The following is a 12,498-nucleotide window of genomic DNA, read 5'->3' on the forward strand; positions in this document are numbered from 1 at the left end:
TAGCGTCTTGCCCTGCGGCGTCAATCCAGCAGACTGGCGGCCTCGCGGGCAAGTGTTTCGATCCCGGACCAATCACCGTTTTGAACCATCTGCTTCGGCGCGACCCAGCTGCCGCCGGCGCAGACAACATTCGACAGTGACAGGTAATCGAGGGCATTTGACGGCGATACGCCACCAGTTGGGCAGAAGGTGATCTGCGGTAGCGGTGCGCCGATGGCTTTTAGGGCGGGAGCCCCTCCTGAGGCCTCGGCGGGGAAGAATTTCAGCATGTCATAGCCCTTTTCCAGCAGAGCCATGGCTTCGCTTGCAGTAGCCGCACCGGGGAGAAGGGGCAGACCTTCGGCTTCGCAGGCGGCGATCAGGGCATCGGTCGCACCGGGGGAGACGCCGAACTGAGCGCCAGCCTCTTTGGCAGCGCGGACATCTTCGGGCGTGACCAGTGTACCCGCCCCGACAACACCGCCGGGGACGTTGGCCATGGCGCGGATCGCGGCGAGCGCGGCGGGAGTGCGCAAGGTGACTTCAAGCGCCGGGAGGCCACCGGCGACCAAAGCTTCGGCCAACGGGCGCGCATGGGCCGCGTCGTCGACGACCAGGACTGGAACAATCGGGGCCAGCGCGCAGATCTCGCGGGTGCGTTGGGTTTTGGACATTGGGTTACACTCCGAAAATGCTGGCGCCGGTGTCGGCTGAGCCGACATTCTGACGGAAGGCGCCGAAGAGGTCACGGCCAACACCGTGTTGGTTTGCCGTAAGGTCGGCGGTGGCCGGATTGCGGTCGAGAACACCGGGGGTCAGGATTTCCAACTCGCCCTTGACCGCATCAACGCGCAACAGGTCACCGTCTTGCAGATAGGCGATCGGTCCACCATCCAGCGCCTCGGGGCAGACATGGATGGCGGCGGGCACTTTGCCGGATGCGCCCGACATACGGCCATCGGTGACCAGAGCCACCTTCTGCCCCCTGCCCTGCAGGATCGACAGGATCGGCGTCAGCGAATGAAGTTCAGGCATACCGTTGGCTTTTGGCCCTTGGAAGCGAACAACAACGATGACGTCATCGGTGAATTCTCCGGCTTTGAAAGCGGCTTTAACGGCGTTCTGGTCGTGGAATACACGCACGGGCGCTTCGACCACTTGGTGTTCAGGTGCTACAGCCGACACCTTCATGACCCCTGTGCCCAGATTGCCCGTCAAGCGAGAGAGCCCGCCCGTGGGTTGGAACGGGTCTTTGGCCGGGCGAACGATCTTTTCGTTCAGACTGTGGCCCGCGCCCTCTTCCCAGACCAACTCGCCGTCTTTCAGCTTGGGTTCTTTGGTGTAGTTGTGCAGGCCCTGCCCCGCGACAGTCAGCGTATCGGGGTGCAGCAAGCCATCTTCCAGCAGCGTACCGATGGCGAAGCCCAGGCCACCCGCAGCGTGGAAGTGGTTCACGTCTGCCAGACCGTTGGGATAGACGCGCGCGACCAAAGGCACGACAGCGGAGATGTCGGAAAAATCCTCCCAGTCCAGCACGATACCACCGGCACGCGCCATGGCGATCAGGTGGATCAGTAGGTTGGTGGAACCGCCGGTGGCCATCAGGCCGACGATGCCATTGACGAAAGCGCGCTCGTCAAGGATCTGGCAGACCGGTGTGTAGTGATTGCCCAGCGCGCTGAGAGACAGGGCGCGGCGCGCGCCTTCCTCGGTCAGGGCATCGCGCAGGGGGGTGTTGGGGTTGATGAAGCTGGACCCTGGCAGGTGCAGGCCCATGAATTCCATCAGCATCTGGTTGGTGTTGGCAGTTCCGTAGAAGGTGCAGGTGCCGGGGCCGTGATATGCGGCCATTTCGGCCTTCATCAGCTCTTCGCGGCCCACCTCTCCGGCGGCGAATTTCTGGCGGACCTTGGCCTTTTCGTCATTCGGCAGGCCACTGGTCATCGGACCTGCAGGCAGGAAGACGGCAGGAAGATGCCCAAAGGCTTGCGCGCCGATGATCAGGCCGGGCACGATCTTGTCACAGACGCCCAGGAAAACGGCGGCGTCATAAGTGTTGTGGCTTAGCGCCACTCCGGTCGCCAGCGCGATCACATCGCGCGAGAACAGCGAGAGTTCCATCCCCGCCTCGCCTTGCGTGACGCCGTCGCACATGGCTGGCACGCCGCCTGCAACCTGCGCTGTGCCGCCTGCTGCGCGGATCGCATCGCGGATCAGGGCCGGGTAGCGTTCGAAAGGCTGATGGGCCGAGAGCATATCGTTATAGGCGGTAACGATCCCCAGATTGCCAGCCGTGCCGGTGGCCATGGAGTCCTGATCTTCGCCCGCCCCGGCATAGGCGTGGGCCTGCCCGCTGCAGGACAGGTGCGCACGCGCAGGGCCCTTGGATTTGGCCTGCTCCATTCGTTCAAGATGCGGACCACGCAGATCGGCGCTGCGGTCGATGATGCGTTTGGTGACGTCGGATATAACTGTGTTGACCATGATTACCCTCCGATCTGACGCCAGCGGCGCCCATCGCGATGCATCAGCATCAATGCTTCTTCGGGCCCCGAACTGCCCTGATCGTATTTCGCGGGCTTATCTCCACGCTCTTCCCAGCCGTGAATGATGGGATCGACCCAGGCCCATGCGGCCTCGGCTTCATCCCCGCGCATGAACAAAGTCTGGTCGCCGCGGATGACATCCATGATCAAGCGTTCATAGGCATCCGGGGATTGGCCGTCGTCGCCCAGCGCATCAGCGAAACTCATATCGAGTGCAACGTCGGACAGGCGGAACCCGCCCTGCCCCGGTTCCTTGATGGTGGTGCGGAGCGTGATGCCTTCGTCCGGTTGCAGGCGGATCACCAGCACGTTGCCATGCAATGGGCCGACATTCGGAAAAATCGTATGCGGCGGGTCGCGGAAGAACACTGCAATCTCGGATTCACGTGCGCGCAGGCGCTTGCCGGTCCGCAGATAAAACGGGACACCGGCCCAGCGCCAGTTGCCGATATGCGCCTTCAGCGCAATGAAGCTTTCGGTACGGCTGGCGGGGTTGCCGACGTGATCCAGATAGCCATCGCCCCCTTTTTTGGTGCGGTACTGACCACGAGCGATATCCTTGGGTTCCACCGGCTCCAGCGCTTCGATCACTTTGACTTTCTCATCGCGCACCGCGTTGGGTGAGAATTTCGAAGGCGGTTCCATCGCCGTCAGGCACAGCAATTGAACCAGATGGTTCTGGATCATGTCGCGCATCGCGCCGGATTGATCGTAATAGGCGCCGCGCCCCTCGACACCCACGGTCTCGGCCACCGTGATCTGAACATTATCCACGTGGGTGGCATTCCAAAGCGGTTCGAAAAGCGAGTTGGCAAAGCGCAGCGCCATCAGGTTCTGCACGGTTTCCTTGCCCAGATAATGATCGATCCGGTAAATCTGATGTTCTTCAAAACAGGCCCGCAGCCCTTCGTTCAACGCTTTGGCTGATGCCAGATCGTGACCAAAGGGTTTCTCGACCACGATACGACTGTCAGGTGTGGACAGGCCGTACTCGTTCAGACGTTGGGCGATGCCCGAGAAAAGGCTTGGGCCTACTGACAGATAGAAGGCGCGTACCACATCCGGTCGCAGCGTTTTCGCAAGGTCAGACCAACCCGCATCGCCAAGCGCATCTACCGGAACATACTCGACGCGGGTCAGAAAGCGATCAAGCGTATCCTTTTTGAAACCCGGCGCAAACTCTTGCATCGACGCACGCAGCTGTTCACGGAACCCGTCGCTGTCCATGTCGGATCGGGCGGTTCCAATGATGCGCGCATCCTCAGGCATCTGGCCGACTTCGAAGCGATGATAGAGGCCCGGCAGGATTTTACGCTGCGCCAAATCGCCCGTCGCGCCGAACAACACCAGGTCGAACGGATCTACCGGAATTACGCGTGAGACCATTGCAAGGCTCCTTTCGAATTCCCCGCCAGCATAAGCGAGGTTTCAGCCCGGGATTAAAACGCATGTGCGTCATTAGCTATGTTATCGCTAACATTCATCGGCTGAATAGAAAACCTGAGCGCAAAAATCAAGCGCGGATTTGCAGCTGGCATCGCGGAAGATCAGTCAGGACTGCGTCCGCAGCCAGTCCATCACCGCCGGACGCACGGATTGTTCTCCACGATGGCGGGCATCGGCGATAATTTTACGCACATCCTGAAGGTTCGACCGCAACAACAGGCTTTTGACCGGCCCGATTGAGGCCGGGCGCATCGAAAGGGTACGGATGCCCATGGCCGCGAGACACAGCGCCTCGACCGGGCGGCCGGCATCTTCGCCACAGAAGCTGAGCGGTGTGTCCGAGATCGAGCATCTCTCAACGATACGTTCAATGAAACTCAGAAAGCTGACATTCAGAGTATCGTAGCGACGGCGAACCAGTTCATTTTCGCGGTCGGCGGCGAAGAAAAACTGTTTCAGGTCGTTCCCACCGATCGAGATAAAGCCGACTTCGTCAAAGAACTTCTGCGGCGCAAAGGCAAGTGAAGGCGTTTCCAGCATCGCCCCCACTTCGAGCGATTCAGGCAGAACATGGCCCAGGCGCCGTTCACGCTCGATCGTTTTCTTGACCTCCCAGCGCGCCTCACGGAATTCGTCAGCCTGCGCGACAAACGGGAACATGATCGTCAGGGGGCGGCCATCGGCGGCCCGGATCAGCGCCTGCAACTGCATCCGCATCACGCCGCGCTTGTCCAGACCCACCCGGATCGCCCGCCAGCCCAGCGCAGGGTTCGGTTCTTCCACATGCTTCATATAGGGCAGAACTTTGTCTGACCCGATATCGAGTGTACGGAACACCACACGCTTTTCGCCCGCAGCATCCAGAACCCGTTTGTATTGCGTCACCAGCTCGGATCGCTTGGGCATCTGATTGCGGATCAGAAACTGCAACTCAGTGCGGAACAGGCCCACTCCCTCGGCACCAGAATTGCTAAGTGAGGGCAGATCGGCCATCAGGCCCGCATTCATCACCATGTTGATTCGCGCACCATCCTGAGTAACGGTGGGCGTTTCACGGATCGAGGCGTAGCGCTCCTGCGCTTTGGCCTCCATCGCGATCTTGTCACGGAATGCACTAACGACGGTGTCTTCGGGGCGCAGATGAACGACACCGCTATCGCCATCAACCAGAATGTGATCGCCGTTCAGGGCTTCGGTGGTGATGCGGCCTACATGCACCACCAACGGGATCGCCAACGCGCGCGCCACGATAGTGGCATGGCTTCCGACCGAGCCTTCTTCCAACACGATCCCTTTGAGAGAACGGCCATATTCAAGCAGATCACCGGGGCCGATATTTCGCGCAATTAGGATCGGATCGGGCGGCAGGTCAGCCCCATTTCCGTTACCCTGTCCAGTCAAAATTCGCAGCAACCGATTGCTGAGGTCGTCCAGATCGGCCAACCGTTCACGTAAATACGGATCGGTGACCTGCCCCATGCGGGCCCGCGCCTGAGATTGTTCTTTCTCGACCGCCGCCTCTGCGCTGAGACCAAGAGCGATGTCCTCCTCCATCCGGCGCATCCAACCCTTGGAGTTGGCGAACATCCGGTAGGCTTCCAGAACCTGCAACTGCTCTTTGTCGCCGCCCTGAGAAATCTCAAGCATCTTGTCGACGCCGACGCGTAGCTCTTCAACTGCCTCGGTCAGCCGCTCACGCTCACGATGCGGGTCTTCGGCAATGGGATTGGTGACAACAACACGAGGTTCATGCAGCCAGACATGGCCTTCAGCAGATCCCTCCTGCGCCGGGCCACCGGTAAGTTGCACCGATTGCTGGTGCAGCGGTGACAAGGCCGCGCCTTCGCCGACGAACGCGCCCAGTTCGGCCATTTCGGCCAGAACCATCGCGACAACTTCCAGCGCATAAACCTCATCCGCCGAAAACTCGCGCGCGTCCCGGGACTGAACCACCAGCACGCCCAGTTTCTGACCCAGACGCTGTACCGGCACACCAAGAAAGGACGAATACCGTTCCTCGCCGGTTTCCGGCATGTACCGAAAGCCCTTGGCCGAGGGCGCGTCCGCCGTATTCACCACCTTGCCAGATTTGGCGACGCGACCGACCAGCCCTTCGCCCATACGCATCCGCGTCTTGTGCACCGCTTCTGGGGACAGACCTTCGGTGGCGCACAGTTCAAGCGTATCCTCATCCCGAAACAGGTAGATCGAGCAAACTTCGCGACCGGTACTGTCGGCGATCAGGTGCGTGATCCGGTCAAGACGTTCCTGACCGGCGGCTTCGCTCGCCATTTCTTCGCGCAGCCGTCCCAGCAACTTGCGAGATTCTGTTTCCGTGCCTTCCGCCATGGCCCACCCACGTTACGGTTTCAGACAGGACACTTGGCTGAAAGCTCAGGCCGCCTTGTCCAGTTCAAAGGCATCATGCAGTGCCTGAACCGCAAGTTCCATGTATTTCCTGTCGATCAGGACGGAAATTTTAATCTCGGAGGTTGTAATGACCTTGATGTTAATCCCCTCATCCGAGAGAATCTTGAACATCTTGGCCGCAACACCGGATTGCGAGCGCATGCCGATCCCGACAACTGAGACCTTGCAAACATCCTCATCCGCAACCAGTTCGGCGTAGTTCAGCTCACCCTGATCCTTGATCGCCAGCAATGCCTTTTCGGCGCGGGAGACCTGATTGGTCGGACAGGAGAAGGTCATGTCGGTGCGCCCTTCGTCCGAGATATTCTGGACGATCATGTCCACGTTCACGCCCTCGTCGCTGAGCGCGGTAAAGATGATCGAGGCGATGCCGGGACGGTCCGCCACCGAAACGACGGTCATCTTGGCTTCGTCGCGGGAATAGGCCACACCGGCCACAACATTGGATTCCATGATATCCTCCTCGTCGCAGACCAGTGTACCGGCCTCGTCGGCTTGTTCCTCAAAGCTTGAAAGAACGCGCAGTTTCACCTTGTAGCGCATCGCCAGCTCGACCGAGCGGGTTTGAAGCACTTTGGCCCCCAGCGAGGCCAGTTCGAGCATTTCCTCGAACGAGATTTTGTCCAGCTTGCGCGCCTTTTCACAGATGCGCGGGTCGGTCGTATAGACACCGTCCACATCCGTATAGATGTCGCAGCGCTCGGCTTCGAAAGCGGCAGCAAAAGCCACCGCAGTGGTGTCCGAACCGCCCCGACCCAGCGTGGTGATGCGACCTTCGGGGCTGATGCCCTGGAAGCCCGCGACCACCGCAACGCGCATCCCTTCGCCGAATTTCTGGTTGATATTCTCGGGCGGGATTTCTTCGATCCGGGCCGCTGAATGAGCACCGTTGGTGATCAGCGGCACCTGCCAACCCTGCCAGCTGCGCGCCGGGATGTCCATTTCCTGCAGGGTCAGCGCCATCAGGCCAGCTGTAACGTTTTCACCAGAGGAGACAACGGCATCATATTCGCGCGCGTCATAGAGCGGAGAGATTTCATCGACCCAGCCCACCAGCTCGTTGGTCTTGCCGGACATCGCCGAAACGATGACGATGACGTCATAGCCTTTGGCTACCTCGACACCAACCCGTTTGGCAGCACGGCGGATCCGGTCCAGATTGGCGACCGATGTGCCGCCGAATTTCATCACGAGTACGGGCATGGGGGCTAGTGTCTCCGCGCCTTGAATTTCTGATCCCGTGCCTCTTATGCGAGGGGGGGCGCAAGGGCAAGTGGGCAAAGTCTGCACCGCAGTGCTTTACTTTGGTCGTGCGTGGTGTAAGCGTTCGGTCAAAGTCTTATTCCACGAGGATTTCAATGTTCCGCTTTGCCCTTGCCCTAAGCCTGGTTTCGACTGCCGCAAATGCCCAAGTGGCCACCCTATCGGGAACGGATGGCGAGAACTCATTAGGCACCGTTCCATGCGCTGCATTAGCGGGTGATACACTGGCCAGTTGTCCAGCCGAGTTGCGGAAGCGCGAAGATGGAACGGCGACGTTGGCGGTTCAGTTGAACACTGGCGAGGTCCGGCGGATTTACTTCACCAAAGGCGTGCCGGATTCCAGCAGTTCGACATCGAAACTGACCTATGAGACACGCGGTGATATCATGGTGATCTTCATTGATCCCGGTGAAGTCTACGAAATCCCCAAAGCGGCCCTGAACTCTCAGTAAGGGTGCGCCCGACCATCCCAGGTTTCAAAACAACCGGTAGTATCGAGCGAGAGAGCCGCAAATCGCTCGATCAAGCCGTTTGCCGCCTGATCGACCGTGATCTCTGCTGCAGATCCGCCCATGTCCGTCTGCACCCAGCCCGGATGGTAGATTCCCACCGCAATGCCATCCGCCTGTAGGTCAGTCGCTAGGTTGCGGCCCAAATTCAGCGCCGCCGCCTTTGACGCACGGTAGATATAGCTGCCACCCGGCGCGCGCGTATGTGACGCCATCTGAGACGAAACGATGGCGATCCGCCCCCGCGCGGTACACAGGTTCGGCAACAAGGACTGGATGGTAAGAAACACGCCTGTCACGTTGGCGGCGAAGCTTTGCGCCCACATCTCGGCGGGATAGCCACTAATGTCGTGTCCTTTGTCCAGATAAACGCCCGCATTGCAGATCAGCAGGTCAATCTGGCGGCCTCGCAGTTGCTCGGCCATTGCAGCGTGCTGTTCTGGGTCCGTGACATCCAGCACGATATCTGCGCTACCGTCCCGGGCAGTTCCGGTCACTTCATGACCTTCTGCACGATACTGATCCGCAATGGATTTCCCGATCCCTCGGTTCGTGCCCGTAATAACGATGTGCATGGGTCAGTTGGTCTTCCGGCTAGGAACAAACGGCAACGGTGCGACCGGCACGCCGTCTTCAATCAGCGATTGCGCCTCTTCGGGCTTGGCCTCACCATAGATCGCGCGCTCGGGCGCATCCCCCAGATGGATTTTGCGGGCTTCTTTGGCGAAATCCTTGCCCACATAGTCCGAGTTTTCCTCGACCTTTCGACGCAGTTCGCTGAGGACCTCAGCGATCTCGGGCGAAGGTGTTGCCATGCTGATCTCATCCGCAGAAGGCTGCTCTGGTGCAACCTCGGTCACCGCCTTGCGCGCAGGCCGGACACGCGGTGTCATCACCGCCTTTTCCACCTTGTCGCAGCCGCAGACCGCGCAGGTTACCAACCCGGCCGCTGACAGTTTGTCAAAGCCGGCTGCGGATTGAAACCAACTGTCAAAGCTGTGGTCATTGCTGCATTTCAATGCGTATTGAATCATATCACATCCAAAATCCGGTTGGCGAATAGATACCGACCAACATGGCAATATCAAGTCTTGATCTTGTCGCGCTACTGCCGGTGCAGCCCGAATCCACCCAAAAGCGCGGCGAGATCAGGCGACGCCACTTTCGATGACGCCTTTTTGGGCGAAACCCATTTGCGCCTGCGCTCACCCGCTTCGGGAAAATGCGCCTCGGATCGCTGCACATGCAGCGGAAACACATCAACTAGACACAGCGCCGATGGCTTGCCAGGCCGGTTCTTGATATAGGCAAACCGACCAAGGCTTTCGCTTCCGCACTGCCCCAAAACACCAGCCTCTTCCCAGGCCTCGCGGGCGGCTGTTTCAGACGGGGTCAGCCCGTTGATCAACCACCCCTTCGGGATGATCCAGCGCCGCGCCCTGCGCGTTGTGATCAACAAAATCTCTGGCAGGTCATCATTGGTTCGATAGCAAAGCGCAGCGGATTGAGCATAAACAGGCAGCGCCCCGGAAAGGGAGAGGTTTTCTGCCGAAAGCCCGGCAATCGCACCACTACTGCGCCCGTCAAACACGGTTCATATCCACTGCTCGCTCCGCTTATGTTGCGGTTTATAAAGTGATATTTATCATATCCGGCAAAGTCTGCCAAGCTTTACGGGAAAGCGCCCTTATTAAGAGCCATCCGCCCCGACAAGCGCCGCACCAGCTCGTCATGAGGGATGTCGGCATCAATCGCCAATCGACGCAGCCCAAAATGCACATGCGCGATCTGCTGGTAGTAGCGAGTATAGACAAAATTTGTACCGCCCCCGGCAAGCGCCCCAAGCAACGGTACAGACTGCGCCGCCAGCTTCTGGCCCAGCACTACGGACAGGCGCGGCGCCACCATCGCAATGAGGCGTTGCATGGTCGGTCCGGTCAGGGTCATGCGCATTGAGAAAAAGCCCAGATCAGCCCCGTCATCCTCGGCCAAAGGACCTGCGGCTGACAACACTCGGATCGAGTCGAATTTCACGTTCTCGGCGGTCGGATCAAACCCTTCCCGCATCGCTGCGCCTTGGATCGCGCGCAGCATCATGGCGGTTGTCGCGGGCAGCTCGACAAGTGCTGTGGACACTCCACCCAGACCTCCGGCTGCGCCCATGGCAGTAGTCAAGACTGTGTTGACCCATGGTTTCTGGTCCGGCACGGCACGCCGAGAGCCTTCGGCCGCATGCATGGCAAGCCAAAGCGCCTGTTCGGTTGCTTCGGTCAGACCTTCTCGCACCGGTTTAGGCAACTGATCCAATAAGGATTCCGCCGAACCACCAAGCTTGTTCAGCAGATTCACTCCTACGCCACCTGCCGCACCATACAGCTGCGCAAGCCGATCAAGCTCGGCCTCGGGATCGAGTTTTTCGACAAGAACCACGTCCTGCATCTGTGCCCTCCTGTCCTGAAAACATCGGGACTTTGCAGCGGGTTTTCAATGGGTCAACGGGTCCAGCGACTAACAAGTCCCTGAATTCCGGACCAAACTCCGGGGGTCAGTTCCAAACCCAGTATGCGATCAGGGTTGGTGGGCGGGGGCATTTCGACACCCGTCAGCGGGGTGAACCCGAACCGGGCATAATAGGGCGCATCGCCCACAAGCATGACGCGATCCCACCCTTTGGCGCGCCCGGCCTCTACCCCCTGATGGATCAGATATCCGCCCAACCCTTCGCCTTGATGGGTCGGGTGGACCGCCACTGGACCTAGCAGCAGCGCGTCATGTTCACCCACATGCACGGGCCAGAACCGGATTGCACCAGCCAGAATGCCCTGCCCATCGCGCGCGACCTGCGACAGGCCAGCGACAGGCGGCACGTCATCACGCAGACGATAAGACGACAACGCCTCGCGCCCCGGAGCAAAGCACAGGTCATAGAGCGCTTCGACCTCCCACCAGTCTTCCGGCTCTTCCGGCCTGATCTTGAATTGCTGCACGCGCGCCCTCTTATCCTTGCTGGAAATCGCCCTAGCACTTCGATAGGCCTTGGGCAAACGCTTGGAGTCCATATGTTCTATCGCCCCGAAGACGGCCACGGCCTGCCACACAACCCCTTCAACGCCATCATAACCCCACGCCCGATCGGCTGGATTTCGACGCGCGATGCTGACGGGATCAACAACCTGGCCCCGTATTCCTTCTTCAATGGTGTCGCTTATACACCGCCTCAGGTGATGTTCGCCTCAACCGGCTCCAAACACGATCAGGATGGCGGCAAGGACAGCATCGCCAACATCGAGGCCACGAAGGTATTCTGCGTCAACGTGGTGGCCCATGCGCATCGCGACGCAATGAATGCCAGCTCAGAGGGTTTGGAAAAGCACGTCGACGAGTTCGCTCATGCTGGGCTGACACCAGTTGAATGCGAAACCATAAATTGCTCTCGGGTCGAGGGAGCGCCCGCAGCGCTGGAATGCAAACTTACTCAGATCGTAACTCTGCCGGGTGAGTCCAATCGGGTGGTGTTCGGAGAGGTCACTGGTGTGCACCTGCACGATGACCACATCCGTGACGGCAAACTTGACGTGACCTCATTCAACCCGCTCGCGCGGTTGGGTTATCGGGACTATTCTGTGGTGACAGAATTGTTCAGCCTTTCACGCCCGGATGACTAATGCCACTGCCTGATCCTACACGCAGATATCCGATTGTTCTGCCCGACGGCTCTAGCCACAACGGAACAGTGTTTCTGTCTCAGGCCATCGATCATCCCCGCTTTGAGGCAGGAGCTTACACTTATGCGTCGGATTTCGATGCACCGAAGGACTGGGCGCAGCGGCTTGCACCGTATCTGTTTCCCTTTTCAGAAGAAAAGCTGATGCTGGGCAAGTTCTGCCAAATCGCTCATGGAGTAAGGTTTATCACTGCCTCCGCAAATCACGCGACCGATGGCTTGACCTGCTTTCCATTTCCAATCTTCGATCCGGATCGCATGTCAGGCTACCAGCCTGATACACGTGATACCGTTATCGGGCACGATGTCTGGATCGGTTACGGAGCTTTGATTTTACCCGGAGCGCAGATCGGAAATGGCGCGATTGTTGGCGCAGGCTCGGTCGTGCGGGGTCAGGTTCCACCCTATGCAGTCGTTACCGGCAATCCGGCAAAAGTCCGGCGCTATCGTTTTGATCGCGATGTGATTGAAAGGCTGCAAGACTTGCGATGGTGGGATTGGCCCGCAGAAACCATCACTCGGGCCGAAGATGCCTTGCTTTCAGGCAATATCGATGCGTTGGAGCGCATTGCTTCCGAGATATAAGGCGGCCAATCCGGCC

General features: G+C 59.3%; 13 protein-coding genes. 3 read left to right on the forward strand and 10 right to left on the reverse strand.

Features of this window, described 5'->3' with window-relative positions; translation table 11 throughout:
• Window positions 1-20: 20 nt before the first annotated feature.
• From eda to ACR0KC_RS06685, 5 genes are all read right to left on the reverse strand, one after another.
• Window positions 21-653, reverse strand: a complete 633-nt coding sequence (gene eda / locus ACR0KC_RS06665) for a bifunctional 4-hydroxy-2-oxoglutarate aldolase/2-dehydro-3-deoxy-phosphogluconate aldolase (RefSeq protein WP_223117696.1) — start codon at window positions 651-653, stop codon at window positions 21-23.
• A 4-nt stretch (window positions 654-657) separates the two neighbouring features.
• Window positions 658-2,463, reverse strand: coding sequence for a phosphogluconate dehydratase (gene edd / locus ACR0KC_RS06670; RefSeq protein ID WP_480587035.1), 1,806 nt, complete (start codon window positions 2,461-2,463; stop codon window positions 658-660).
• A gap of 2 nt (window positions 2,464-2,465) precedes the next feature.
• Window positions 2,466-3,911: a glucose-6-phosphate dehydrogenase gene (zwf, locus tag ACR0KC_RS06675; RefSeq protein WP_480705542.1), complete on the reverse strand. Its 1,446-nt coding sequence runs from the start codon at window positions 3,909-3,911 to the stop codon at window positions 2,466-2,468.
• A gap of 165 nt (window positions 3,912-4,076) precedes the next feature.
• Window positions 4,077-6,320, reverse strand: coding sequence for a phosphoenolpyruvate--protein phosphotransferase (gene ptsP, locus ACR0KC_RS06680; protein ID WP_170397273.1), 2,244 nt, complete (start codon window positions 6,318-6,320; stop codon window positions 4,077-4,079).
• 45 nt (window positions 6,321-6,365) lie between these two features.
• Window positions 6,366-7,604, reverse strand: coding sequence for an aspartate kinase (locus ACR0KC_RS06685; protein ID WP_480705545.1), 1,239 nt, complete (start codon window positions 7,602-7,604; stop codon window positions 6,366-6,368).
• Window positions 7,605-7,759: 155 nt separating this feature from the next.
• Here ACR0KC_RS06685 and ACR0KC_RS06690 point away from each other — a divergent pair, with 155 nt between their 5' ends.
• Complete coding sequence (locus ACR0KC_RS06690) at window positions 7,760-8,116, forward strand: hypothetical protein (RefSeq protein ID WP_170397277.1); 357 nt, start codon at window positions 7,760-7,762, stop codon at window positions 8,114-8,116.
• On the opposite strand, the gene ACR0KC_RS06695 is transcribed toward ACR0KC_RS06690, so the two are convergent.
• From ACR0KC_RS06695 to ACR0KC_RS06715, 5 genes are all read right to left on the reverse strand, one after another.
• Window positions 8,110-8,748, reverse strand: a complete 639-nt coding sequence (locus ACR0KC_RS06695; RefSeq protein ID WP_170424264.1) for an SDR family NAD(P)-dependent oxidoreductase — start codon at window positions 8,746-8,748, stop codon at window positions 8,110-8,112. The genes ACR0KC_RS06690 and ACR0KC_RS06695 overlap by 7 nt on opposite strands.
• A 3-nt stretch (window positions 8,749-8,751) precedes the next feature.
• Complete coding sequence (locus ACR0KC_RS06700; protein WP_480612782.1) at window positions 8,752-9,207, reverse strand: DUF1178 family protein; 456 nt, start codon at window positions 9,205-9,207, stop codon at window positions 8,752-8,754.
• A gap of 71 nt (window positions 9,208-9,278) precedes the next feature.
• Window positions 9,279-9,764 carry an NUDIX hydrolase gene (locus tag ACR0KC_RS06705; protein WP_480612780.1) on the reverse strand — a complete coding sequence of 162 codons (486 nt, stop codon included), beginning with the start codon at window positions 9,762-9,764 and terminating at the stop codon, window positions 9,279-9,281.
• An 80-nt stretch (window positions 9,765-9,844) separates the two neighbouring features.
• Window positions 9,845-10,612 carry an EcsC family protein gene (locus ACR0KC_RS06710; protein ID WP_480737293.1) on the reverse strand — a complete coding sequence of 256 codons (768 nt, stop codon included), beginning with the start codon at window positions 10,610-10,612 and terminating at the stop codon, window positions 9,845-9,847.
• Between the two features lie 53 nt (window positions 10,613-10,665).
• Window positions 10,666-11,160: a GNAT family N-acetyltransferase gene (locus tag ACR0KC_RS06715; RefSeq protein ID WP_480737445.1), complete on the reverse strand. Its 495-nt coding sequence runs from the start codon at window positions 11,158-11,160 to the stop codon at window positions 10,666-10,668.
• A 72-nt stretch (window positions 11,161-11,232) separates the two neighbouring features.
• On the opposite strand from ACR0KC_RS06715, the gene ACR0KC_RS06720 reads away from it, so the two are divergent.
• Entirely contained in the window at window positions 11,233-11,838 is a 606-nt protein-coding gene (locus ACR0KC_RS06720) for a flavin reductase family protein (protein WP_480754444.1), read from the forward strand.
• Window positions 11,838-12,482 (forward strand): CatB-related O-acetyltransferase, encoded by a 645-nt coding sequence (locus ACR0KC_RS06725; protein ID WP_170397291.1) that lies wholly within the window; start codon window positions 11,838-11,840, stop codon window positions 12,480-12,482. The genes ACR0KC_RS06720 and ACR0KC_RS06725 overlap by 1 nt, the downstream gene beginning before the upstream one ends.
• The last annotated feature ends 16 nt before the right edge of the window (window positions 12,483-12,498 follow it).

This window comes from Ruegeria sp. CF3 (assembly GCF_056537365.1).

What these genes read in the sequence shown, in the direction of transcription:
- eda (WP_223117696.1), bottom strand. Translation starts at nt 653, where the DNA reads ATGTCCAAAACCCAACGCACCCGCGAGATCTGCGCGCTGGCCCCGATT.
- edd (WP_480587035.1), bottom strand. Translation starts at nt 2,463, where the DNA reads ATGGTCAACACAGTTATATCCGACGTCACCAAACGCATCATCGACCGC.
- zwf (WP_480705542.1), bottom strand. Translation starts at nt 3,911, where the DNA reads ATGGTCTCACGCGTAATTCCGGTAGATCCGTTCGACCTGGTGTTGTTC.
- ptsP (WP_170397273.1), bottom strand. Translation starts at nt 6,320, where the DNA reads ATGGCGGAAGGCACGGAAACAGAATCTCGCAAGTTGCTGGGACGGCTG.
- ACR0KC_RS06685 (WP_480705545.1), bottom strand. Translation starts at nt 7,604, where the DNA reads ATGCCCGTACTCGTGATGAAATTCGGCGGCACATCGGTCGCCAATCTG.
- ACR0KC_RS06690 (WP_170397277.1), top strand. Translation starts at nt 7,760, where the DNA reads ATGTTCCGCTTTGCCCTTGCCCTAAGCCTGGTTTCGACTGCCGCAAAT.
- ACR0KC_RS06695 (WP_170424264.1), bottom strand. Translation starts at nt 8,748, where the DNA reads ATGCACATCGTTATTACGGGCACGAACCGAGGGATCGGGAAATCCATT.
- ACR0KC_RS06700 (WP_480612782.1), bottom strand. Translation starts at nt 9,207, where the DNA reads ATGATTCAATACGCATTGAAATGCAGCAATGACCACAGCTTTGACAGT.
- ACR0KC_RS06710 (WP_480737293.1), bottom strand. Translation starts at nt 10,612, where the DNA reads ATGCAGGACGTGGTTCTTGTCGAAAAACTCGATCCCGAGGCCGAGCTT.
- ACR0KC_RS06720 (WP_480754444.1), top strand. Translation starts at nt 11,233, where the DNA reads ATGTTCTATCGCCCCGAAGACGGCCACGGCCTGCCACACAACCCCTTC.
- ACR0KC_RS06725 (WP_170397291.1), top strand. Translation starts at nt 11,838, where the DNA reads ATGCCACTGCCTGATCCTACACGCAGATATCCGATTGTTCTGCCCGAC.